Genomic DNA, 24,681 nt, shown 5'->3' with positions numbered 1-24,681 from the left:
GAGTAAGATCCCTCAGAGACGATGAGGTTGATAGGTTCGAGGTGGAAGCGTGGTGACACGTGGAGCTGACGAATACTAATCGATCGAGGACTTAACTAACTTCTTCAAGATGTCTTAGATTTACTCTTATTTAGTTTTTAGGGTACAAGCCTAATAAAATAAATGTCTAGTAGCGATAGCGGAGAGGTCACACCTGTTCCCATGCCGAACACAGAAGTTAAGCTCTCCAGCGCCGATGGTAGTTGGGGATTCCCCCTGCGAGAGTAGGACGCCGCTAGGCAAAGAAAAAGCCTAAGATTGATACAATCTTAGGCTTTTTTATTCGACATATCCATATGAATGGCCGTTTATGCTCTATCTCCCACGTAGAATATTCAAATATTAAAACGAATAACCTAACGGCCTTAAAAATAGTTTCTTAACTGTATACTAAGTTGTTACAATTAACATTATTGCCGTTTATTCGCAAATAATACAATGAATTCTATTTCAATCTAGTTCAATTCGTTTTATTATAAAGATAAGATAATTGATGATTTTGTATTTTATCATGAATTATTAAAAGACAGCATAATTTTATAAAATGAATACTTATATTTATTATTGTTATCAATTATGGGTTGGAGTGTGGAACTATGGAGTATATCGATCAATATTTAGGTAGTGATTTTTCTGTCATCGCTACAAGACTATTAATTGCTCTAGCTTTATCTGGAATCATTGGATTTGAAAGGGAGATGAATAATCACTCAGCAGGATTTCGTACACATATATTGGTTGGAGTGGGATCATGCTTAATGATGTTAATGTCTATCTATGGATTTGTTTCGTTTATGGATAGTTATGATAATGTACGATTTGATCCAGCACGTATTCCATCTTATGTTATCAGTGGCATAGGGTTTTTAGGAGCAGGAACTATTATTGTTTATGGTGGAACTATACGAGGGTTAACAACTGCTGCATCCATTTGGACCGTTGCCGGGCTTGGGCTAATCGTTGGTATAGGTATGTATAGTGCTGCTGTACTCGCAACGTTAATTATATTAGTTAGCTTAGCAGTCCTAAATAGTTTTGAGAAAATATTTCCTAAAGTAAGATCATTTTATGACATTGAATTGAGGGTAACTAATGATGTCAAAGTCTTTCATATTGCAGCTTTATTGGAAGAATATGAAGTGAAAATAAGAAATGTTGAAGTATCAAAAATGGATGGTAACTTACGCACTATTCATGTGAAGGTTGGTCCAGACCGTAACTTTCGGACAGCTGAGTTGTTTGATGAACTTTCAAAAATGGAAGGCGTTAATTATATCTCTGATTTAAAGAATTGAGTATTAGGGAAAACCTTCCATATATACACAAGTATGAGGTTTTGATTCTGGTATTTTTGTCTAAAATGAATAAAAGGTATTTGCATCTCTTGCGTATTGGCGTATAATAAAAGTATAGTCAAAGATAGTCAAAGTCAAATATAAGAACAGTGGACTGGCACACAGCAGGCAAGAGGGGATGGTCAGATGAGTAATATTTCAGATATCATTGAAGAGTATTTAAAAAAAGTATTACAGGCAAAAGGACAAAATACTATTGAAATTAAACGAAGTGAAATTGCCAATCGTTTTCAATGTGTCCCATCGCAAATTAATTACGTCATAAACACTCGTTTTACTTTAGAAAAAGGGTACATTGTTGAGAGTAAACGTGGTGGTGGTGGATATATTCGTATCATGAGAGTTAAACATAAAGATAAATCTGAACTGATTGATGAAATTATTGAGATGATTAACCCCACCATATCACAGAGGTCTGCCACTGACGTATTAGAAAGATTATTAGAAGAGAAAATTATTACAAAACGTGAGGCGAAAATTATGCTAAGTGCTGTAGAACGTAACACTTTAGCATTTAACTTACCGTTACGAGATGAAGTTCGTGCAAGAGTATTAACTGCAATGTTATCACAATTAAAATATCTCTAGTTTAATTCTACTTTTCTAAGGGAATTACTTGTACACAGATTGAAAGGGATTAACTTCCCTCCTGTACATGACTATCTAGGCTATTGTCTAAAAGGCATAGGGTTAGGCAGGTTATCTACTATGTAGTAAAAGGGGGAATTGTAAATGGAATGTGAAGAATGCCATGAGCGTCCAGCTACACTTCATTTTACACAAGTAATTAATGGTAAAAAGACAGAAATACGCGTATGTGAAGTTTGTGCAAAGGAAAAAGGCTATATTAACTATCCAGAAGAAGGATATTCCCTTCATAACTTATTAACCGGTTTATTTAATTTTGATACATCTAAAATGGAAAACCATACCTTTCAGCAAGTAAAAGAATTACAGTGCACACAGTGTGGGATGACTTTCTCTAAATTTAAACAAGTAGGTAAATTTGGATGTGCACATTGTTACGAAACTTTCTCTGAGAAATTAGATCCTATCTTTCGTCGGGTTCATGCAGGGAATACGAAGCACTCTGGAAAAATCCCAAAACGTGCTGGCGATGATTTGCAAATGAAACGACGACTTCAAAACTTTAAAGAAGAATTACAGCATCTAATTGAAAAAGAAGCTTTTGAAGAGGCTGCGGAAGTTAGAGATAAGATCAAAGCGTTGGAGAAAAGATTGAATCACCTGGAGGAAGGTGATAACGCATGACATTGGAACATTTTATGAATGATGCCATTAGTCCCTGGATGCGTGAAGAAGGGCCAGATAGTGATATCGTATTAAGCAGTCGTATTCGTTTAGCGAGAAATATAGCGAATATTCCTTACCCTATTTTAGCAGCAGAAGAAAAATTAGCTGATGTTCAGCGTTTTTTTCAGAAAGAGTATGCAAATAAATCATTTGATCAATACCAAGCGTTTGAATTTATTCCAATTCATGATCTTTCATCAATAGAGAAGCGAGTGTTGGTAGAGAAACATTTAATTAGTCCACACTTAACAAAACATACCAAAGAATCTGCGGCTTTGATCTCTGAGAATGAACAAGTTTCCATCATGGTCAATGAAGAAGACCATCTTCGCATACAATTATATCTGCCAGGTCTGCAATTAAGGCAAACGCTGGATAAGGCTTTCGAAGTAGATGATTGGCTGGAGGAAAAAGTAGATTATGCATTCGATGAAATAAGAGGTTATTTAACTACATGTCCAACGAATGTTGGTACTGGTATGAGAGCCTCTGTCATGATGCACTTGCCTGCCCTTGTAATGACACGCCAGATAAACCGAATGATGCCTGCCATTAATCAATTGGGCTTAGTAGTTAGAGGGATCTATGGTGAAGGCAGTGAAGCTTTAGGTAATATTTTTCAAATATCTAACCAAATTACACTAGGGAAATCAGAAGTAGATATTGTGGAAGACCTCGAAAGTGTAGTCAATCAGTTAATCGAACATGAGCGTAATGCGCGTAACATGATTAAAGAGGAATCATCCACAGCTCTGGAAGACCGCATTTATAGGTCTTATGGAGTGCTGGCATACAGCCGTATTATTGAATCAAAAGAGGCATCCAATTGCATATCAAACGTGCGATTAGGAATAGATTTAGGTATCATAAAAAATACATCAAGGAATATACTTAATGAATTATTAGTACTTATTCAGCCAGGATTTCTGCAACATTATGCAAAGAAAACACTAACACCAAAAGAACGTGATGTACTCAGGGCATCACTCATCAGAGAGAGACTACAGTTAGAGAAATAGGAGGGAAGCCATTATGATGTTTGGACGATTTACAGAGAGAGCGCAGAAAGTATTGGCGTTAAGCCAGGAAGAAGCCGTACGACTGGGTCATAATAATATTGGCACAGAGCATATTCTTTTAGGGCTTGTTCGAGAAGGAGAAGGAATTGCAGCAAAAGCTTTACAATCATTGGGCTTAGAAATCAGTCAAATTCAAGAAGAAGTAGAAAAACTAATCGGTGTTGGCAAACAGCCTATGCAATCTATCCACTATACACCACGTGCTAAAAAAGTAGTAGAATTATCTCAAGATGAAGCTAGAAAATTGGGACATTCTTATGTGGGTACAGAACACATTCTTCTAGGCCTTATACGTGAAGGGGAAGGTGTAGCAGCCCGAGTACTTAATAACCTTGGTGTTAGTTTAAATAAGGCAAGACAACAAGTGCTTCAGCTTTTAGGTAGTAATGAATCTCAAGCAGGCCGTCAAGGAAGAGGTGCACAGCAATCTAGTGCTAACACTCCAACACTTGATTCCCTTGCTAGAGATTTAACACAAAGTGCCAGGGATGCAAAAATTGATCCAGTTATTGGAAGATCTAAAGAAATTGAACGAGTGATACAAGTACTTAGCAGAAGAACGAAAAATAACCCAGTCTTAATTGGTGAGCCTGGTGTAGGTAAAACAGCAGTAGCTGAAGGATTAGCACAACAAATAGTTGATAATGAAGTCCCTGAAACACTTCGAGATAAACGTGTTATGACGCTTGATATGGGGACGGTAGTTGCTGGGACCAAATACCGTGGTGAGTTTGAAGATCGTTTGAAAAAGGTAATGGAAGAAATTCGTCAGGCCAGCAATATTATTCTCTTTATTGATGAACTCCACACACTAATAGGTGCAGGTGGTGCAGAAGGAGCGATTGATGCATCGAATATTTTAAAACCATCTCTTGCACGAGGTGAGTTACAATGTATCGGGGCAACTACTCTAGATGAGTATCGTAAATATATTGAAAAAGATGCTGCTTTAGAACGAAGATTCCAACCAATACAGGTGGACCAACCAACTGTGGAAGAAACGGTACAAATTTTAGATGGGTTACGTGACCGATATGAGGCGCATCATCGTGTCACCATTACAGATGAAGCAATTGAAGCCGCAGCAACTCTATCAGACCGATATATCACGGATCGCTTTCTACCGGATAAAGCAATCGATCTAATTGACGAGGCAGGATCTAAAGTACGTTTACGCTCCTATACTATTCCACCAAATTTAAAAGATTTGGAACAGAAGTTAGAGGAAGTACGGAAAGAAAAAGATGCCGCCGTTCAAAGTCAGGAATTTGAAAAAGCAGCATCTCTACGTGATTCTGAACAAAGGTATCGTGAGGAATTAGAAAAAACAAAAAGTGAATGGAAAGAAAAGCAAGGGCAGATGGACTCTGAAGTAACGATAGAGGATATTGCTAGTGTGGTATCAAACTGGACTGGTGTTCCTGTTTCGAAATTAACAAAAGATGAAAGCGACCGTTTGCTTAATATGGAAAAAACGTTACATGATCGTGTAATTGGACAAGATGAGGCAGTTGTTGCTATATCGAAGGCAATACGAAGAGCGCGTGCCGGGTTAAAAGACCCTAAACGTCCAATAGGTTCGTTCATTTTCTTAGGGCCAACAGGCGTAGGTAAAACAGAGCTTGCTAGAGCATTGGCAGAGGTTATGTTTGCAGATGAAGATGCAATGATTCGTATCGACATGTCGGAATACATGGAAAGACATGCGACTTCTCGTCTGGTTGGTTCCCCACCAGGATATGTTGGCTATGATGAAGGTGGACAGCTAACAGAAAAAGTACGTAGGAAACCATATTCTGTTGTATTGCTTGACGAAGTAGAAAAAGCCCATCCAGAAGTCTTTAATATATTATTGCAAGTATTAGAAGATGGACGTTTAACGGATTCTAAAGGGCGTGTTGTTGACTTTAGAAACACCATCATTATTATGACATCAAATGTTGGAGCAAGTGAGTTGAAACGAAATAAATACGTTGGTTTTACCTTGGATGATGAACAACAAGATTACAAGGATATGAAATCCAAAGTATTGAATGAACTGAAAAAAGTATTTCGTCCTGAATTCTTAAACCGTATTGATGAAACTATCGTATTCCACTCCTTAGAGAAGAAACATATGAAAGATATTGTAATACTGATGGTTGAACAGTTACAGCGTCGCCTGAAAGACATGGAAATTGAGTTTACCTTAACCGATAAAGCCATTGAGAAAATCGCAAATGAAGGGTTTGATCCAGAATATGGTGCAAGGCCACTTAGAAGATCTATCCAGAAAAACATCGAGGACCTATTATCTGAAGAGCTGCTAAGAGGAACCGTGGAAAAAGGTCAAAAGGTAAAAATAGGTTTAAATAATAAAGGAGAGTTTATTATCCTTTCATAAGAATTTATATGGTTACTTTGGTTTTAGGAAGCTAGAAGGATTTTTTCTTCTAGCTTTTCCTTCATCTAGTAGTGTACTGCGTTTTGTGGCAAAAATACGGAAATAAATTTCCAAAATTGATAGGAAGCTGTAACCTAATATGACATAAAATAAGTTACAATAGATAGAGAAGGGAAAGAAGTGGTTTGGCAAAGCGAAAGACAAAGTTTGTATGTCAGGAATGCGGATATGAATCTGCTAAGTGGATGGGGAAATGCCCTGGATGTAATAACTGGAATACATTAGTAGAAGAAATAGAGGCATCAAGTAAAAGAGGGCAACATATATTTAGTGGAGTCTCAAAAGGTGCAAGTAAACCTGAGAGTATTACAGCGATTGAGTCTCAGGAGGAACCAAGAATTACTACCTCCATGAAAGAATTAAATCGCGTCTTGGGCGGTGGGATTGTAATGGGGTCGCTTGTTTTAATTGGTGGGGACCCTGGAATAGGGAAATCAACCTTATTACTACAAGTGTCTGCACAATTAGCTGATAAGCAGCTACCTGTTCTTTATATTTCGGGTGAAGAATCTACCCGTCAGACAAAGCTTAGAGCTGACCGTTTAGGAATACGTTCGGATCTGTTGTATGTATTATCTGAAACCAACTTATTTGATATCTCCAACCAAGTGGAAAAGATTAAGCCGGCATTTGTTGTTATTGATTCCATTCAAACTATCTTTAAAGAAGAGGTGACAAGTGCACCTGGTAGTGTATCGCAAGTTCGAGAATGTACAAGTGAATTAATGCGACTTGCTAAAACTAATAATATACCAATATTTATTGTTGGTCATGTAACAAAAGAAGGGGCTATTGCAGGTCCTAGAATGCTAGAACATATGGTGGATGCTGTTCTATATTTTGAAGGGGAAAGACATCATACATTTCGGATACTTCGTGGTGTGAAAAACCGCTTTGGGTCTACGAATGAAATGGGTATATTTGAAATGAAAGAAGAAGGTCTTAGAGAAGTAATGAATCCATCTGAAATTTTCCTGGAAGAGAGGTCACAAGGGACAGCAGGTTCAACTGTTGTAGCTTCCATGGAAGGAACAAGACCAGTACTAGTAGAAATTCAGGCATTAATATCTCCATCAAGCTTTGGAAATCCTCGTAGAATGGCTACAGGCATAGACCATAACCGAGTACCTTTACTTATGGCAGTTTTAGAAAAGCGCGTTGGCTTAATGCTGCAAAACCAGGATGCCTATATTAAAGTGGCTGGTGGTGTTAAATTAGATGAGCCAGCTATAGATTTAGCCATTGCAGTAAGTATTGCTTCAAGCTTTCGTGATAGACCTACAAAGCCAGATGATATCTTTATAGGAGAAGTAGGACTGACTGGTGAAATTAGACGTGTATCTCGTATTGAGCAACGTGTACAAGAAGCGGCTAAACTTGGGTTTAAGCGAGTTATTTGTCCGGAAAACAATCTCGATGGATGGACACCTCCAACCAGTATCGAGGTTATAGGTGTTCGCACTGTACAAGAAGCTTTAGAAACAAGTGTAGAGCAGTAATTAAAATAAAGCCATTTTATTATAAAATTTAAACTTTTCAAAATTGAATGTTCAAAATGTGTGTGCTATGATTTAATTGTTATTATAGGCTTTTTGCAATTATTAGGATTATTTATTGTATTACCGGCAATAATAAACAATAGGAGGTGAAAATGTTGTTAAAAATCATTGTCAATCTATTTTTTGTAGTTCTTGGTGGTACAGTCGGTTATTTATATGTTCCCGATATCATTCATTTATTAGATTTGACAGATATTAGTTGGGTTACATCCCCGTATTTAGGCATGGTTTTAGGTGCTATCATATTCTTTCTAATTTCCTACTGGGTAGCTGGATATATTGTTAACTTTTTAAGGTGGATAGAAGATGCACTTATTAAGGTTCCGGCAGTAGACTTATTTTTTGGTAGTTTAGGATTAATCATCGGTCTAATCATTGCATACTTTATCACACAGCCATTACAAGATATCAATATTGAGGTTATTTCTCAAGTCTTGCCGCTCTTTATTATGATTTTACTAGGATATTTCGGGTTTCAAGTTGGCTTTAAACGTAGGGATGAATTTGTTAACTTGTTGAAAACGTCGAAAAAGGATAAAAGAAGAGCTGTTGATGAAGAAGATGCAGAGACAAACGAACCTAGAGTGAAAATATTAGATACGAGTGTTATTATTGATGGAAGAATAGCAGATATCTGTCAGACAAATTTCTTGGAAGGAACAATTGTTATTCCACAATTTGTTCTTGGTGAATTACAACATATTGCTGATTCTTCTGATGCTTTAAAACGAAATCGTGGTCGTCGGGGTTTAGATGTATTAAATCGAATTCAAAAGGAATTGCCTGTAAATGTAGAGATATATGAAGGTGATTTTGAAGATATTTCTGAAGTAGATAGTAAATTAATCAAACTCGCTAAAGTAATCGATGGGGTTATTGTGACTAATGATTTCAATTTAAATAAAGTTTGTGATCTGCAAGGAGTCAATGTCCTTAATATTAATGATTTGGCGAATGCGGTTAAACCGGTTGTTTTACCAGGAGAAGAACTTGTTGTACAAGTGATTAAAGATGGTAAAGAACATAATCAAGGTGTGGCATATTTGGACGATGGAACAATGATTGTTGTTGAGGAAGGAAAAGATTATATTGGTAAAACGATTGAGGTACTAATTACCAGTGTCTTGCAAACATCTGCTGGTCGAATGATTTTTGCCAAGCCAAAATTACTTGAAAAAGCATTATAAAAAGGGTATAACTTATAAGGTAGAGTAAAAGGTGATAACAGGATTTGTTATCACTTTCCTTTTTATAATGATACGATTATATTCATATATACATGAACTTATTTTCTGTAGTTTTACTATAGACAAGAGAAAGGGGAAAGTAGCACATGGCTAATGAGGTTCGCGTAAGATACGCGCCAAGTCCAACTGGGCACTTACATATTGGAAATGCAAGAACAGCACTTTTTAATTATTTATATGCAAAACATTTTGATGGAAAATTTATTATTCGTATTGAAGATACGGATGAGAAGCGAAACGTAGAAGGCGGCGAAGAAAGCCAGTTAAAATACTTGAAATGGCTTGGAATTGAATGGGATGAAGGCGCAGATATTGGTGGAGAATACGGCCCATACCGTCAAACAGAACGCCTCGATATATATCAAAAATATGTGGATGAATTACTAGAAAAGGGATTAGCATATAAGTGCTATATGACAGAGGAAGAACTGGAAGCGGAAAGAGAAGAACAACGTGCAAAAGGACAAGTACCAAAATACTCTGGTGCACACCGTGATTTAACTGCTGAGCAATGCCAGGCTTATGAGGAAGAAGGTCGTAAACCAAGTATTCGCTTCCGTGTACCTGAAGGAAAGACATATACTTTCATGGATATTGTTCGGGGAGATATTACATTTGAATCGAGTGACTTTGGTGATTGGGTTATTGTGAAGAAAAATGGTATTCCAACCTACAACTTTGCAGTGGCCATTGATGACCATCTAATGGGTATTTCTCATGTGCTTCGTGGGGAAGAGCATATATCTAATACTCCTAAGCAAATGATGATTTATGATACATTTGGTTGGGAATCACCTAAGTTTGGACATATGACATTAATTCTGAATGAAGAACGTAAGAAGCTTAGCAAACGTGATAATCATATTCTTCAATTTATTGAGCAATATAAAAATCTAGGATATCTTCCAGAAGCGTTATTTAACTTTATTTCTTTACTTGGTTGGTCGCCAGTTGGAGAAGAAGAGATTTTTGATAAAGAGACGTTGATTAATATTTTTGATCCTGAACGTCTTTCCACTTCTGCAGCGATTTTTGACCAACAAAAACTAAAATGGATGAATAACGAATATATTAAATCGATCGAACTAAACGATGTAATTAACCTTGCAATGCCTTATTTGATTGAGGCGGGTAGATTGCCGGAAGATATGGATGAAAACAAACGCAAATGGGCAGAAAATGTCATTGAATTATACCGTGAGCAGTTGCGTTATGGACAAGAGATTGTGGAATTAACAGAGTTATTCTTTAAAGAAGAGTTAACACTGGATGAAGCTTCTAATGAGGTATTAGCGGGTGAGCAAGTACCAGAGGTGCTTCAAGTTTTTGTGGATAAATTAATTCATTTAGACGATTTTACGAAGGATTCCATCAAAGCGCAAATTAAAGCTACTCAAAAGGAAACGGGACATAGAGGTAAGAAACTATTCATGCCAATCCGAGTAGCGACTACAGGGCAAATGCATGGGCCAGAGTTGCCAATGGCAATTGAATTACTTGGCAAGGACTTAGTTGTAACTAGATTAGATAAAATTCTAAAAAGGCTAGGAGCTTAATAATTCACATTTTAGGCTGTTTGTAATATGATATTTTATAAATAAATAGATGAACGTTGAAAAGGGAAAGTAAAGAGCAATTAGCTTACACAGAGAGAATCACCTGGGCTGGAAGTGATTCTAAGCGTTGTTATTGAAGTGCCCCTTGGAGTCTGTTATGGAAAGACGGAGTACATAACAGCGGTTGTACTCTACCGTTATTAGAGATTAAGTTGGGAGAGCAATCTCCAAACAGAGTGGGACCGCGCTAAAAGCGTCTCTGTGTATTCATTGCACAGAGGCGCTTTTTTTGAGGTCCTATCTTAAGTATCTTGATACATCGCAGTTGATAGAAATTGTTGATATATTTAATTAAGAATAAATATGAAATAAGGTGCATTGTTGATTTCCGCTCCGGGCAGTCGCGCACCTTAGGGCGGCTGATGAGCCTCCTCGTGCTATCGCACTCCGGGGTCTCATCTAGGCCTATCTTCCCGCAGGAGTCGACTGCCCTCCGCTACAATCAACCTGCTTAATAGTGGTAGTTATATCTATAGGGTCTTTATAACATGCTTGGAAGTTAAAAAGCACTAAATTAGCGAAGGAAATACACGGAGACTCCTGCGGGAAGAAGAGCATCGGTGAGACTACGTAGTGCGTTAGCACGAAGGAGGCTCACCAGCTCCCCGCGGAAAGCGGAGTGTATTTTCCGTAGCGGTTATCACGCAGTATTCTGAATTAAAGTAATTCGCAGTCTATAATATTTAGTGACAGAAACAACAATTATTTAAAAAATAGCCTTTTAAGTTTTAGTAAATAGATTAAGAAAATCCAAATATAAGATGGCGTTATTTCTACGGACGCTAATCGACAAAAGGGGAGGCGTTGATATGGGGATATTTAAGCGTATGAAAGAAGATATGGATGTCGTTTTTGAACAAGATCCAGCGGCAAGAACCTATTTCGAAGTATTTTTAACTTATTCTGGCTTACATGCTATTTGGTGGCATCGAGTAGCTCACGCTTTTTATAAAAAGAAATTATTTTTCATTGCCAGGGTAATATCGCAAATAAGTAGATTTCTTACAGGAATCGAAATACACCCTGGAGCAAAAATAGGCAGACGCTTTTTTATAGACCATGGCATGGGCGTAGTTATTGGGGAAACATGTGAAATAGGAGATAACGTAACCATCTTCCAGGGAGTTACCCTGGGTGGAACCGGAAATGAAAAAGGGAAACGTCATCCGACTATCATGGATAATGCGTTAGTTTCCACTGGTGCAAAGGTCCTGGGTTCTATTACTATCGGCAAGAACTCTAAAGTTGGCGGTGGTGCTGTGGTTGTGAAAGATGTTCCTGATAACTGTACGGTAGTAGGTGTGCCAGGAAAAATCGTTGTGCGAAATGGTCAAAAAGTAAGAAGAGATTTAGATCATCACAAGTTGCCCGATCCTGTCGCTGAACGTTTTCTACAAATGCAAAAAGAAATAGAAGATTTAAAAGAGGAAATCGAGAAAATGAAGGAAGGGAGTACAAAATAATGACTATTAGGATTTATAATACTCTGACTCACAATAAAGAGGTTTTTAAACCAATTGAGGAAGGAAAAGTTAGTATGTATGTATGCGGACCTACCGTATATAACTTTATCCATATTGGAAATGCTCGTCCTGCAATTGTTTTTGATACAGTAAGAAGATATTTTGAATACAAAGGGTATAAAGTGGACTACGTTTTAAACTTTACAGATGTAGATGATAAGATAATCAAAGCAGCTAATGAACTTGGGGAAGAAGTCCCAACTATAGCAAATAAATTTATTCAGGCATATTTAGAGGATGTTGAAGCATTAGGGGTTAAAGAAGCAACTCATAATCCAAGGGTCATGGATACTATGGATGATATTATCAATTTTATAGATGTACTAATACAAAAAGGATACGCCTATGAAGCGGATGGAGATGTATATTTTAAACCTCGTGCATTTGATGGGTATGGGAAGTTATCGCACCAATCCATTGATGAATTACGCTCGGGGGCTAGAATACAGGTGGGGGAGAAAAAGGAAGACCCGCTAGACTTTGCTTTATGGAAACAGGCGAAAGAGGGAGAAATATCCTGGGATTCACCATGGGGTAAAGGCCGTCCGGGTTGGCATATTGAATGTTCAACAATGGTGAAAAAATACCTCGGTGATACGATCGATATTCATGCAGGAGGGCAAGATTTAACTTTCCCCCATCATGAAAACGAGATTGCTCAATCAGAGGCGATGACAGGTAAAACTTTTGCTAACTATTGGATGCATAATGGGTATATTAATATAGACAATGAAAAAATGTCCAAATCTCTAGGGAATTTTGTCTTAACAAGAGATTTAATAGCAAATCATGACCCGCAAACCTTAAGATTTTTTATGCTAAGTGTTCATTATCGCAATCCTATCAACTTTACGGAAGAGTTGTTGCAGAGTGCTAAAAATAGTCTGGATCGCATTAGAACAGCCTATCAAAACTTAGAACATAGAAAAGAAAACAGTTTAAATCTTGTAGAAGATGAGACGGTTTGGCTACAAAAGATTAATGAAAGTAAAAACAGGTTTGAACAAGAGATGGATGATGATTTTAATACGGCAAATGCCATTTCAGTTATTTTTGATCTAGCAAAAGAAGCAAATGTATACCTACAACAAAAGCAAACTTCAACAAGTGTAATAGAGACTTTTCAAGAAGCAATACAATCATTAATTGAGGTCTTGGGTATTACTATTAAAGCAGAAAAGAATTTATTAGATGAGGAAATTGAAACATTGATTGAAGAGAGGAATGAAGCGAGAAAGAGTCGAAATTTCTCGCGTGCTGATGAAATAAGAGATATGCTTAAAGAGCAGGGAATCATTTTAGAAGATACACCACAAGGAGTGCGCTGGAAAAGAGGATAGAAAATGAAATTGGATGTTAAGCAAATGAAAAGCTTAAGTCTCGCCTATATGGGAGATGCTATTTATGAAGTGTATATTAGAGAACATTTACTAAAGAGTGGGCAAATAAAACCTAATGATTTGCATAAAAAAGCCATTTCATTTGTTTCGGGTAAAGCACAAGCCACGGTGATTCGTAATTGGTTGGATAGAGGAATATTGAATAATGAAGAGGAGCGGATTGTTGCTAGAGGAAGAAATGCAAAGTCCGGCTCCACTCCGAAAAATATTAGTGTTCAGACTTACCGATATAGTACTGCGTTTGAAGCTTTAATTGGTTATCTCTATCTATCAAACAATGAACACAGGCTTTCGGAATTGCTGCGAGAAGCTGTTAAACACATCGAAGAAAGGAGTGAATGAAATGGATCAAGAGATTATTATGGGTAAAAACCCTGTGATAGAAGCATTAAAGTCTGGCAGATCAGTAAATAAAGTATTGGTAACTGAACAATTGAACACCAATACATTAGGGAAGCTTAATCAACTATCTAAGCAATCGGGCACTATTGTTCAAAAAGTCCCTAAATCAAAGTTAGATCAACTTACATCTGGAAATCATCAAGGAGTTATTGCATATGTCGCATCCTATCAATATTCAACATTGGATGATTTATTTCAGCGTGCATTGGAAAAAGGTGAAGATCCGTTCTTTATCATTTTGGACGAGTTGGAAGACCCGCATAATTTAGGTTCAATTTTACGAACAGCAGATGCTACAGGGGCTCATGGTGTAATTATACCTAAACGCCGTTCTGTGGGACTTACTGCAACAGTAGCCAAAACAGCAGCTGGGGCGATTGAACATATTCCAGTTACTCGTGTGACAAATATAGCAAATACGATTGATGAACTAAAAGACAAGAATGTATGGGTAGTTGGAACAGAAGCGGAAGCAACTGAAGATTATCGTAAACTTGATGGTACTTTACCTATAGCTCTTGTTGTTGGGAATGAAGGTAAGGGAATAAGCCGGTTAGTAAAGAAAAAATGTGATTGGACAGTAAGTTTGCCAATGAAAGGAAAAGTCTCATCTTTAAATGCCTCAGTTGCATGCAGTTTATTACTTTATGAAGTATACCGTAAAAGATATCCACTGGGTGATGGATAATGGTTATTGTTGTAGTAGATGGATACAACATTATTGGGGCATGGGAAGAACTGCAGCGATTAAAAGAGAAGGAAATCGGCCAGGCTCGTGACCGGCTGATTGAATTAATGGCAGAATACCAATCTTATTCAGGATATCGGGTTATAGTTGTTTTTGACGCATACTATGTACGAGGAATTGAGAATAAACTTGAAGAATATAATATTGAGATTATTTACACGAAGGAAAAGGAAACGGCTGATGAATGTATTGAGAAATTGGTAAGGAAATTAAAGAACGTAAAAACACAGGTTTATGTTGCAACCTCAGATTATGCAGAACAGCGGACAATCTTTGGGCAAGGTGCGTTACGTAAGTCGGCAAGAGAGCTATATATTGAGTTAAAAGATGTAGAAAGACAAATTAACGAAAATATTGAAGATCATAAGCAAATTAAACCAAATACAAAGATAGAACTAGATGAAGAAACGTTAGAGAAATTTGAAAAGATGAGAAGAGGGGAAATTTAGGACCTAATTTCATTTTGCCGAAAGTGAATCACCCCCCCTTCTAATAGGTTGGTGGAATTATTTGTTTTTTCCGTATATTTTAAAAATCATCTCTTTGTTGTATTGACGGTTATCGAAACGGTATGTATAATATCTTTTAAAGTGCACTGCGTCGTTGAAGGGGGCTTACTTCTTGAATATCGAGCGTTTAGAAGAAGAACAAAAGAGCATACGTTTGCTTGATGATGAAGGAATTTTAGCCCTTATTCATCAAGGAAACAGTCATGCCCTTGATTATTTAATCCAAAAGTATAAGAATTTTGTACGAGCAAAAGCACGAACATATTTCTTAATCGGTGCGGATAAGGAAGATATTGTTCAAGAAGGTATGATTGGTTTATATAAAGCAATTCGTGACTATGATGAGGACAAGCTCACTTCTTTTAAAGCGTTTGCGGAATTATGTATAACTCGACAAATAATAACAGCAATTAAGACAGCTACAAGACAAAAACATATCCCCTTAAATTCATATGTTTCCTTGGACAAGCCCATATATGATGAAGAGTCAGACAGGACATTACTGGATGTTATAGCCGGTTCAAAAGCTATTGATCCACAGGAGCTATTAGTAAATAGAGAGAAAATGGGAGATATGGAGTCAAAATTATCGGAGCTATTAAGTGATTTAGAAAAGCAAGTACTTCATTTATATCTAGATGGCAGGACATACCAAGAAATTTCCGCCGATTTAAAAAGACACGTCAAATCAATAGACAATGCCCTCCAACGAGTGAAACGTAAATTAGAGCAATTACTTGAAACAAAGGGAATCAATCTTTGAAAGCGGAATCTATTGCTTATTGACATAATATACAATATCGTGCTACATTATATAAGAAAAACCTCTGAATACGGGGTGAAAATATGAGTCAGAAAGTAACTCTAGCGTGTGCAATATGTTCAAGTCGAAACTATTCAACTAATAAAAATGTATCTACAAAGTCTACTCGATTAGAAGTACGCAAATATTGCAAGATATGTGGAAAACATACGTTGCATCGCGAGACAAAATAAATGAATCAGCGCATTTGGTAGAGTTGGGGGGTACAACTTTGTTTAAATTCTTGAAAAATGTTTCAAAAGAAATGAAGAAGGTTAGTTGGCCAAAAGGAAAAGAATTGACTAACTATACAGTGATTGTTATAACTTCTGTTGTCTTTATGGCAATATTTTTTATGATTGTTGATCAATTAATATCTTTAGGGTTAAATTTGTTATAATAGTTATTTGAATAATTATGTTATAATTATGCTATAATGTAGATGAATATACCAATACGCGAAAACCCGTTGTAACGGGTTTTTTAAATTGCATAAATTTAGTTACTTAAAAAGTGCTTTACGTTTATTAGGACTTCATCGTTGACAGTGAGTGCGACATGTATCCATAGCGGTACATTAGTACAACATCGCATTCTAGTATTTAGCAATAAACGTACAAACCTTTTGACTAAGGAAAGAAGAAATTGGATTAGCTTTTAATATACTCAACTCTAAGGGAGGGACGGGCGCTGGCAGCCCTATTTAATGGAGAAAAAATGGTATGTTGTACATACGTATTCCGGTTATGAGAACAAAGTAAGAATGAATTTGGAAAAGCGCGTAGAAACAATGGGAATGGAAGATAAAATCTTCCGTGTCATTGTACCTGAAGAAGAGGAAACAGAAATTAAAAATGGGAAGAAAAAAATAGTGAAAAAGAAGTTTTTCCCTGGGTATGTACTAACGGAAATGATTATGACAGATGATTCCTGGTATGTAGTTCGAAACACTCCTGGTGTGACAGGTTTCGTTGGTTCGAGTGGTCATGGGTCGAAGCCAACACCATTATTACCAGAAGAAGTAGATAATCTATTGAAACAAATGGGTGTAGAAGCACCTAAGGTCGAAGTAGATTTTGAGTTAAAAGAGAATGTGAGAGTGAAGGAAGGACCATTCACTGATTTCACGGGATCAATTGAAAATATTGATGTGGATAAACAAAAAATTAAAGTTCATGTAAATATGTTTGGTAGAGAAACGCCAGTCGAACTTGACTTTTCACAAGTGGAGAAATTATAATTAGCAAATGTAAGACAAAAACTTGCAATATTTTTTTGTTCATGGTAAAATTCCTATGTTATTGCGCGCTCTTAGTTCAGAGTGCTTAAACATGAGTGGGAGGGGCGAATATATAGAACCCCTATTACCACATCACGGACTTTAAGGAGGTGTGTCTCGTGGCTAAAAAAGTAATTAAGGTAGTTAAATTGCAAATCCCTGCAGGTAAAGCTAATCCAGCACCACCAGTTGGGCCGGCTCTAGGTCAAGCAGGTGTTAATATCATGGGATTCTGTAAAGAATTTAATGCACGTACACAAGACCAAGCGGGTATGATTATTCCTGTTGAAATTACGGTGTTTGAAGACCGTTCATTTACATTTATTACTAAAACTCCACCAGCAGCAGTGTTGCTTAAGAAAGCAGCAGGTATTGACTCTGCATCAGGGGAGCCGAATCGTAATAAAGTCGCTACATTAAAACGCGACCAAGTAAAAGAAATCGCAGAAACAAAAATGCCTGACTTAAATGCGGCTGATGTTGAATCAGCAATGCGTATGGTTGAAGGTACAGCAAGAAGTATGGGAATTGTTATCGAAGACTAATTCCGATAGATTTATTTTAAATACGGTATAGGTTGCGAAAATGTTGCCATTAATCGCAACCTTTTTCGTGAGTGTGATGATTAATCACATGCTTTATAAAAGCAATAGTGCTTTTATAAAAGTGGGAGGTATTACCGTTATAACCACAATAGAGGAGGAAATAAAATGGCTAAAAGAGGTAAAAATTATCAAGAAGCTGTGAAGCTTGTTGACCGTAATAAATCATATGAAATTCCATCAGCTGTTGAATTAGTTAAAGAAGCAGCTAAAGCGAATTTTGATGAAACAGTAGAGGTTGCATTCCGTTTAGGAGTTGACCCTAAGAAAGCTGATCAACAAATTCGTGGAGCAATGGTGTTGCCGCACGGAACTGGTAAAACACAACGCGTATTAGTTTTCGCTAAAGGTGAGAAAGCGAAAGAAGCAGAAGCCGCTGGCGCAGACTTTGTTGGTGAATCTGACTATATTAACAAGATTAACCAAGGTTGGTTTGACTTCGATGTAATTGTTGCGACTCCGGACATGATGGCCGAAGTTGGTAAGTTAGGACGGGTGTTAGGGCCTAAAGGTCTAATGCCAAACCCTAAAACTGGAACTGTTACATTTGATGTTGAAAAAGCTATTAAAGAAATCAAAGCTGGTAAAGTTGAATATCGTGTAGATAAATCAGCGAACATTCATGTGCCAGTTGGAAAAATTTCGTTTGACAACGAAAAATTAGTGGATAACATTAATGCTTTAGTAGAACAAATTGTTAAAGTGAAACCACAAGCAGCTAAAGGAACATATATTAAAAATGTTTCTATTGCTTCTACTATGGGACCTGGAATCAAAGTTGATGTATCTAATTTCCGCTAAAACCAGTGTTGACAATTGGACATCAATTTGATATACTACTTTTCGTTGCAATAAATGAATATGTTGTACCGTAGACAGTAGGGGCGTAAAGCTTAATCATCCTACCGAGGTTTTATGAGCAAACTGATTTTATGATTTATGTTTGTAATATAAAGCTCCCATGTCTGCGTGGGAGCTTATTTTATGCCTGGCTTTTAAACTGGTAATATAGTGCCAAGGTACTTCTCGTACGGTATGCAAAAAAACTAGGAGGTGGAAGAATGTCTAGTGTTATCGAGCAAAAGAAACAATTAGTAGAGGAAATTACAGATAAATTCCGTAATAGCCAAACGACTGTTGTTGTTGACTATCGTGGACTTGACGTAAGTGAGGTTACAGAACTACGGAAACAATTGCGCGAAGCTGGTGTAGATTTTAAAGTTTACAAAAATACAATGGCTCGTCGTGCTGCTGAAGCTGCTGAATTAGACGGCCTTAGCGATACTTTAGTTGGACCAACTGCGTTGGCTTTCAGTAATGATGATGCTGTTGCACCTGCAAGAATTCTTAAGAATTTCAGCAAGGAACATGAAGCGTTAGAACTTAAAGGCGGCGTAATCGAAGGTAAGACAGCTACTCTTGATCAAATTAAAGAGCTTGCAGATCTACCAAATTACGAAGGCATGGTATCTATGTTGCTTAGCGTATTACAAGCACCAATTCGTAACTTTGCTTATGCAACTAAAGCTGTTGCAGAACAAAAAGAAGAACAAGGCGCATAAGAACGGCCAGATATATTATAAAAAATTAAACTTAAACTAGGAGGAAATAATATCATGACTAAAGAAGAAATGATTAGTGCAATTAAAGAAATGACAGTTTTAGAATTAAATGATTTAGTTAAAGCAATTGAAGAAGAATTCGGAGTAACAGCTGCTGCGCCAGTTGCGGTTGCAGGTGGAGCTGCAGGTGGAGAAGCTGCTGAAGAACAAACTGAATTTGATGTAGTATTAGAAGCTGCTGGATCTTCTAAAATAAAAGTTGTTAAAGCAGTGCGTGAGATTACTGGCCTTGGCTTAAAAGATGCTAAAGACCTTGTAGATAACGCTCCTAAAGCAGTTAAAGAAGGCGTATCTAAAGAAGAAGCTGAAGAAGTTAAAGGTAAGTTAGAAGAAGCTGGAGCTTCTGTAGAAGTTAAATAATTAGGTTATATCTTTCATGTAAGAGCTCGCCGGTTTCCGGCAGAGCTCTTTTCAACTACCAACTACCAAGAATATTTTCTTCATATATGTTTAAAACAACGATCTCGTCGTTTTTTGAACACACACAATTAATATAGTAAAGTAGGTGCCCATGTGACTGAGCATTACTTTTCACAACAACCTCATTCTAAAAGTTCGCCAAAAACATGGAAATATATATTAAGAGACAGGGAATTTACGTTTACTAGTGATATAGGAGTCTTCTCAAAAAATGAAGTAGATTTCGGTTCCCGTTTATTAATAGAAACGTTTGAAGCTCCTATAATATCTGGTGATATATTAGATGTGGGATGCGGATACGGTCCAATCGGTATTGCCTTGGCGAATAGTTTCCAAGATAGAAATATTGTTATGGCTGATATAAATAAAAGAGCGTTAAGTTTAGCGGAGTTAAATGCTAAGCGGAATCAAATAGTTAACACCGAAATAATCCATAGTGATGGTTTAGCGAATGTGGGTAAACGTTTGTTTGCGGCAATTGTTACAAATCCACCAATTAGAGCGGGTAAAAAAGTTGTTTATAAAATGTTTGAAGAATCTAAATCAGCGTTGCTCCCAAATGGAGAATTATGGGTGGTTATTCAGAAGAAGCAAGGAGCGCCTTCTGCTAAACAAAAACTAGAGGACCTCTTCGGTGAAGTGGATATAGTAGCTAGAGATAAAGGTTATTTTATTATAAAGGCAATAAATAATTGACCAAACGATACTCTTATGTTAGTATAGTAAAATGCTAATAATGGGATTTTTATGTCAAGTAGAATCTTTGTGAAATATGAATGTATATTTCACTGCGGATAGGAAAAACTGTTAGAATCGAGGGAAAATGAGGATGTTACGTAGAATCTATCCTTATCTTTTCCTTATTATAACGTTTAACAGTTAAATCTGTAAACTATTATTTGAAAATATTAAAAGGGAATGTAATTGGCTCTTTAACATGACAGCTTCCTCATCAAGTATTGGATTCTTACATAATTAGACATAAAGGTTTTGTTAAAGTTTCTTTATCTTATGAGAGTATCATTTGAAGTTTTAAAAAACACACTAGTTAGCGAACTAGTAGTGTTTTAAATAAATATACCTTTTTTAAAAAGTAGGATTAGTATTCTACAATACGTATTATTTAAGGGGTGAAGCAGTTGACAGGTCAACTAGTTCAATATGGACGGCACCGAAAACGCAGGAGCTATGCACGTATTAGTGAAGTATTAGAGCTACCAAATTTAATAGAAATTCAAACTTCTTCTTATGAATGGTTCTTAGAAGAGGGGCTAAGGGAAATGTTTAAAGATATTTCTCCTATTGAAGACTTTGCGGGTAATTTATCACTTGAATTTGTCGATTACAGTTTAGGTGATCCAAAGTATGATGTAGACGAGTCTAAATCAAGAGATGTTACTTATAATGCCCCACTACGAGTTAAAGTTCGTTTGATTAATAACGAGACTGGCGAAGTAAAAGAACAAGAGGTGTTTATGGGTGACTTCCCATTAATGACTGATACAGGAACGTTTGTGATTAATGGTGCAGAACGAGTAATTGTATCTCAGCTTGTACGTTCGCCAAGTGTTTATTTTAATGAAAAAATTGATAAAAATGGTAAACGGGGTATTGGAGCTACGGTTATCCCTAACCGCGGTGCATGGTTAGAATTCGAAACCGATGCAAAGGATGTAGCTCACGTAAGAATTGACCGTACACGTAAATTGCCAATCACTGTACTATTGCGTGCGCTCGGATTCGGTACTGATCAAGAAATCATCGAATTATTTGGTGAGAATGAATACCTTAAAAATACATTAGAAAAAGATAATACGGAAACAACAGAAAAAGCGTTGTTAGAAATTTACGAGCGATTGCGTCCTGGTGAACCACCAACTGTAGAAAACGCAAAAAGTTTACTTGTTTCCAGATTTTTTGATCCAAAACGATATGATTTAGCGCGTGTTGGTAGATATAAAATGAACAAGAAACTTAACATAAAAAATCGCCTGTTAAATCAAGTACTAGCTGAAACGGTTGTTGACCCAGAAACAGGCGAGGTTTTAGCAGAAAAAGGCGATCGTCTAGAAAGAAAACTGTTAAATAAGCTAATCCCATATTTAGAACGTAAGGAAGATATGCTTGGTGAAACAGTTCAACAACCACATGATGGTGTACTTGAAGATGAAATCACGCTTCAAACTGTAAAAATTATCGATCCAACGGACCCAAGTGGTGAAAGAGTTCTCCATGTTATAGGTAATGGGAATGTAGAAAAAGACATCAAACATATTACACCTGCAGATATTTTAGCTTCTATCAGTTATTTCTTTAACTTGCTGCATGAAGTTGGAGATACGGACGACATAGATCATTTAGGAAATCGTAGACTTCGTTCTGTTGGTGAGTTACTACAAAACCAGTTCCGTATTGGTCTTTCACGGATGGAACGAGTGGTACGTGAGAGAATGTCCATTCAGGATACATCAAGTGTTACACCGCAACAATTAATTAACATTAGACCGGTAATTGCTTCTATTAAAGAATTCTTTGGAAGTTCACAGTTATCCCAATTTATGGATCAAACGAACCCGTTAGCTGAGTTAACACACAAACGTCGTTTGTCAGCTTTAGGACCTGGTGGTTTAACTCGTGAACGAGCTGGTTTTGAGGTGCGAGATGTCCATTACTCCCACTACGGGAGAATGTGTCCAATTGAAACTCCTGAGGGCCCAAATATCGGCTTGATTAACTCTCTTTCTTCTTTTGCGAAAGTTAATGAATTTGGTTTTATCGAGACGCCGTATCGTCGGGTTGATTCGGAGACTGGCAAAGTAACAAATGAAATTGATTATCTAACGGCTGATGAAGAAGATAATTATATTGTTGCCCAAGCGAATGCGCCGTTAAATGAAGATAATATATTTGAAAGTGAAGAAGTTATTTCCCGTTTCCGTGGAGAAAACATTGTTGTGAAAAGAGAGCAAATTGATTACATGGATGTTTCGCCTAAACAAGTTGTTTCGGCTGCTACAGCATGTATTCCTTTCTTGGAAAACGATGACTCCAACCGTGCTCTGATGGGTGCAAACATGCAACGTCAAGCTGTTCCTTTGTTAAAACCACAAGCACCAATTGTTGGTACTGGTATGGAATACGTTAATGGTAAAGACTCTGGTGCTGCTACCATCTGTAGACATGACGGTATTGTAGAGAGAGTTGAGGCGAGAGAGGTTGTAGTCCGTCGAGTATCGGAAGTTGATGGGAAAGAAATCCAAGGCGATGTAGATCGTTATAATTTACAAAAATTCATTCGCTCAAATGCTGGAACTTGTATAAATCAGCGCCCGATTGTCAGTGAGGGTGACCGAGTTACAAAAGGGGAAGTTCTTGCAGATGGTCCATCTATGCAAGATGGAGAAATGGCTTTAGGCCAAAATGTTCTTGTAGCTTTCATGACATGGGAAGGTTACAACTACGAAGATGCGATTATTATGAGTGAAAGACTTGTGAAAGATGATGTATATACTTCTATCCATATTGAAGAGTATGAATCAGAAGCAAGAGACACAAAATTAGGTCCAGAAGAAATCACAAGAGACATTCCTAACGTTGGGGAAGATGCTCTGAAGAATCTGGATGAAAATGGAATTATCCGTGTTGGTGCGGAAGTTACCGATGGAGATATTTTAGTTGGTAAGGTAACGCCAAAAGGGGTTACCGAGTTATCAGCAGAAGAAAGACTGCTCCATGCAATTTTTGGAGAAAAGGCAAGAGAAGTACGTGATACATCCTTACGTGTGCCGCATGGTGCGGGAGGTATTGTCTTAGACGTTAAGATCTTCAACCGTGAAGACGGAGATGAATTGCCACCTGGTGTAAACCAGTTAGTTCGTGCCTATATCGTACAAAAACGTAAGATTCACGAAGGAGATAAGATGGCTGGTCGACATGGTAATAAAGGGGTTATTTCTAAAATCCTACCAGAAGAAGATATGCCATTCTTACCTGATGGAACACCTGTAGATATTATGCTTAACCCATTAGGTGTACCATCACGTATGAACATCGGACAGGTATTTGAACTGCATTTAGGTATGGCTGCTAGATTACTTGGTATTCATGTTGCTACACCGGTGTTTGATGGAGCAAATGAAGAAGATGTATATGAAACGCTAGAGGAAGCTGGTATGTCAAGAGATGCCAAAACCGTTCTTTATGATGGTCGGACAGGAGACCCTTTTGATAACCGTGTTTCTGTAGGTGTTATGTATATGATAAAACTTGCACACATGGTCGATGATAAATTACATGCTCGATCAACCGGACCTTACTCTCTTGTTACACAACAACCTTTGGGTGGTAAAGCACAATTTGGTGGACAGCGTTTTGGAGAGATGGAAGTTTGGGCACTTGAAGCATATGGTGCAGCGTACACACTCCAAGAAATCCTAACTGTTAAATCCGATGATATTGTTGGTCGTGTGAAAACTTATGAATCCATTGTTAAAGGCGACAATGTCCCTGAACCCGGTGTCCCTGAATCATTCAAGGTACTTATCAAAGAACTTCAAAGTCTTGGTATGGATGTGAAAATGCTTAATAGCAAAGAAGATGAAATTGACATGCGTGATCTTGAAGAAGATGATAGTCAATCGGCTAGCAAGCTTAACTTAGAAGTAGAAGAACATTAAGATAAAGATAGAGGGTTGTTAGCTTTTTGCTATCAATTCTCTAGCT

The 24,681-nt window shown here is 37.2% G+C and carries 22 protein-coding genes, 2 rRNA genes, 1 pseudogene and 2 other annotated features; all 25 genes and pseudogenes read left to right on the top strand.

What is annotated here, in order from left to right; all coding sequences use genetic code 11:
* Positions 1 to 99 (top strand): 23S ribosomal RNA (locus tag D8M06_RS13435); the annotation flags it as partial.
* A gap of 66 nt (positions 100 to 165) precedes the next feature.
* Positions 166 to 280: ribosomal RNA gene (gene rrf / locus D8M06_RS13430) — 5S ribosomal RNA — on the top strand.
* Positions 281 to 635: 355 nt separating this feature from the next.
* Positions 636 to 1,334, top strand: a complete 699-nt coding sequence (locus D8M06_RS13425) for an MgtC/SapB family protein (RefSeq protein ID WP_121204916.1) — start codon at positions 636 to 638, stop codon at positions 1,332 to 1,334.
* Positions 1,335 to 1,520: 186 nt separating this feature from the next.
* Positions 1,521 to 1,982, top strand: a complete 462-nt coding sequence (locus D8M06_RS13420) for a CtsR family transcriptional regulator (RefSeq protein WP_121204915.1) — start codon at positions 1,521 to 1,523, stop codon at positions 1,980 to 1,982.
* A gap of 144 nt (positions 1,983 to 2,126) precedes the next feature.
* Positions 2,127 to 2,666, top strand: a complete 540-nt coding sequence (locus tag D8M06_RS13415; RefSeq protein ID WP_121204914.1) for a protein-arginine kinase activator protein McsA — start codon at positions 2,127 to 2,129, stop codon at positions 2,664 to 2,666.
* A complete protein-coding gene (locus D8M06_RS13410; protein ID WP_121204913.1) occupies positions 2,663 to 3,727 on the top strand; it encodes a protein-arginine kinase McsB in 1,065 nt (354 codons plus the stop codon). The genes D8M06_RS13415 and D8M06_RS13410 overlap by 4 nt, the downstream gene beginning before the upstream one ends.
* Before the next feature lie 13 nt (positions 3,728 to 3,740).
* Positions 3,741 to 6,170 (top strand): ATP-dependent protease ATP-binding subunit ClpC, encoded by a 2,430-nt coding sequence (clpC, locus tag D8M06_RS13405; protein ID WP_121204912.1) that lies wholly within the window; start codon positions 3,741 to 3,743, stop codon positions 6,168 to 6,170.
* 185 nt (positions 6,171 to 6,355) lie between these two features.
* Positions 6,356 to 7,729: a DNA repair protein RadA gene (radA, locus tag D8M06_RS13400; RefSeq protein WP_121204911.1), complete on the top strand. Its 1,374-nt coding sequence runs from the start codon at positions 6,356 to 6,358 to the stop codon at positions 7,727 to 7,729.
* Positions 7,730 to 7,884: 155 nt separating this feature from the next.
* Positions 7,885 to 8,976 carry a PIN/TRAM domain-containing protein gene (locus D8M06_RS13395; protein WP_121204921.1) on the top strand — a complete coding sequence of 364 codons (1,092 nt, stop codon included), beginning with the start codon at positions 7,885 to 7,887 and terminating at the stop codon, positions 8,974 to 8,976.
* A 146-nt stretch (positions 8,977 to 9,122) separates the two neighbouring features.
* Entirely contained in the window at positions 9,123 to 10,592 is a 1,470-nt protein-coding gene (gene gltX / locus D8M06_RS13390) for a glutamate--tRNA ligase (protein ID WP_121204910.1), read from the top strand.
* Positions 10,593 to 10,639: 47 nt separating this feature from the next.
* Positions 10,640 to 10,856 (top strand) — a binding site (T-box leader).
* A 536-nt stretch (positions 10,857 to 11,392) separates the two neighbouring features.
* Positions 11,393 to 12,115: pseudogene (gene cysE, locus D8M06_RS13385) on the top strand (serine O-acetyltransferase); the annotation flags it as partial.
* Complete coding sequence (gene cysS, locus D8M06_RS13380; protein ID WP_121204908.1) at positions 12,115 to 13,515, top strand: cysteine--tRNA ligase; 1,401 nt, start codon at positions 12,115 to 12,117, stop codon at positions 13,513 to 13,515. The pseudogene cysE and the gene cysS, both read left to right, overlap by 1 nt.
* Before the next feature lie 3 nt (positions 13,516 to 13,518).
* Entirely contained in the window at positions 13,519 to 13,917 is a 399-nt protein-coding gene (locus D8M06_RS13375) for a Mini-ribonuclease 3 (RefSeq protein ID WP_121204907.1), read from the top strand.
* Position 13,918: 1 nt separating this feature from the next.
* Complete coding sequence (gene rlmB / locus D8M06_RS13370; RefSeq protein ID WP_121204906.1) at positions 13,919 to 14,665, top strand: 23S rRNA (guanosine(2251)-2'-O)-methyltransferase RlmB; 747 nt, start codon at positions 13,919 to 13,921, stop codon at positions 14,663 to 14,665.
* Positions 14,665 to 15,174 (top strand): NYN domain-containing protein, encoded by a 510-nt coding sequence (locus D8M06_RS13365; RefSeq protein ID WP_121204905.1) that lies wholly within the window; start codon positions 14,665 to 14,667, stop codon positions 15,172 to 15,174. Before rlmB ends, D8M06_RS13365 begins: the two co-directional genes overlap by 1 nt.
* Positions 15,175 to 15,346: 172 nt before the next feature.
* Positions 15,347 to 15,997: an RNA polymerase sporulation sigma factor SigH gene (gene sigH, locus D8M06_RS13360; RefSeq protein WP_121204904.1), complete on the top strand. Its 651-nt coding sequence runs from the start codon at positions 15,347 to 15,349 to the stop codon at positions 15,995 to 15,997.
* Positions 15,998 to 16,080: 83 nt separating this feature from the next.
* Positions 16,081 to 16,230, top strand: a complete 150-nt coding sequence (gene rpmG / locus D8M06_RS13355) for a 50S ribosomal protein L33 (protein WP_121204903.1) — start codon at positions 16,081 to 16,083, stop codon at positions 16,228 to 16,230.
* A gap of 38 nt (positions 16,231 to 16,268) precedes the next feature.
* Positions 16,269 to 16,436 carry a preprotein translocase subunit SecE gene (gene secE, locus D8M06_RS13350; protein WP_121204902.1) on the top strand — a complete coding sequence of 56 codons (168 nt, stop codon included), beginning with the start codon at positions 16,269 to 16,271 and terminating at the stop codon, positions 16,434 to 16,436.
* A gap of 306 nt (positions 16,437 to 16,742) precedes the next feature.
* The gene (nusG, locus tag D8M06_RS13345; protein ID WP_121204901.1) at positions 16,743 to 17,276 is read left to right on the top strand and encodes a transcription termination/antitermination protein NusG; all 534 of its coding nucleotides are present in this window, start codon (positions 16,743 to 16,745) and stop codon (positions 17,274 to 17,276) included.
* Positions 17,277 to 17,434: 158 nt separating this feature from the next.
* A complete protein-coding gene (gene rplK / locus D8M06_RS13340) occupies positions 17,435 to 17,860 on the top strand; it encodes a 50S ribosomal protein L11 (RefSeq protein WP_147404977.1) in 426 nt (141 codons plus the stop codon).
* 165 nt (positions 17,861 to 18,025) lie between these two features.
* Entirely contained in the window at positions 18,026 to 18,718 is a 693-nt protein-coding gene (gene rplA, locus D8M06_RS13335; protein ID WP_121204899.1) for a 50S ribosomal protein L1, read from the top strand.
* 50 nt (positions 18,719 to 18,768) lie between these two features.
* Positions 18,769 to 18,909: a sequence feature (ribosomal protein L10 leader region), on the top strand.
* Between the two features lie 69 nt (positions 18,910 to 18,978).
* Entirely contained in the window at positions 18,979 to 19,479 is a 501-nt protein-coding gene (gene rplJ / locus D8M06_RS13330) for a 50S ribosomal protein L10 (protein ID WP_121204898.1), read from the top strand.
* 54 nt (positions 19,480 to 19,533) lie between these two features.
* Entirely contained in the window at positions 19,534 to 19,899 is a 366-nt protein-coding gene (rplL, locus tag D8M06_RS13325) for a 50S ribosomal protein L7/L12 (protein WP_121204897.1), read from the top strand.
* Between the two features lie 153 nt (positions 19,900 to 20,052).
* A complete protein-coding gene (locus tag D8M06_RS13320; RefSeq protein WP_121204896.1) occupies positions 20,053 to 20,655 on the top strand; it encodes a class I SAM-dependent methyltransferase in 603 nt (200 codons plus the stop codon).
* Between the two features lie 443 nt (positions 20,656 to 21,098).
* Positions 21,099 to 24,635 (top strand): DNA-directed RNA polymerase subunit beta, encoded by a 3,537-nt coding sequence (rpoB, locus tag D8M06_RS13315; RefSeq protein WP_121204895.1) that lies wholly within the window; start codon positions 21,099 to 21,101, stop codon positions 24,633 to 24,635.
* The last annotated feature ends 46 nt before the right edge of the window (positions 24,636 to 24,681 follow it).

It is taken from the genome of Oceanobacillus halophilus (assembly GCF_003628505.1).
Taxonomy (GTDB): domain Bacteria; phylum Bacillota; class Bacilli; order Bacillales; family Amphibacillaceae; genus Oceanobacillus; species Oceanobacillus halophilus.
Note: the sequence above shows the minus strand (reverse complement) of the source record. Positions and strands in the feature narration are given on the sequence as shown.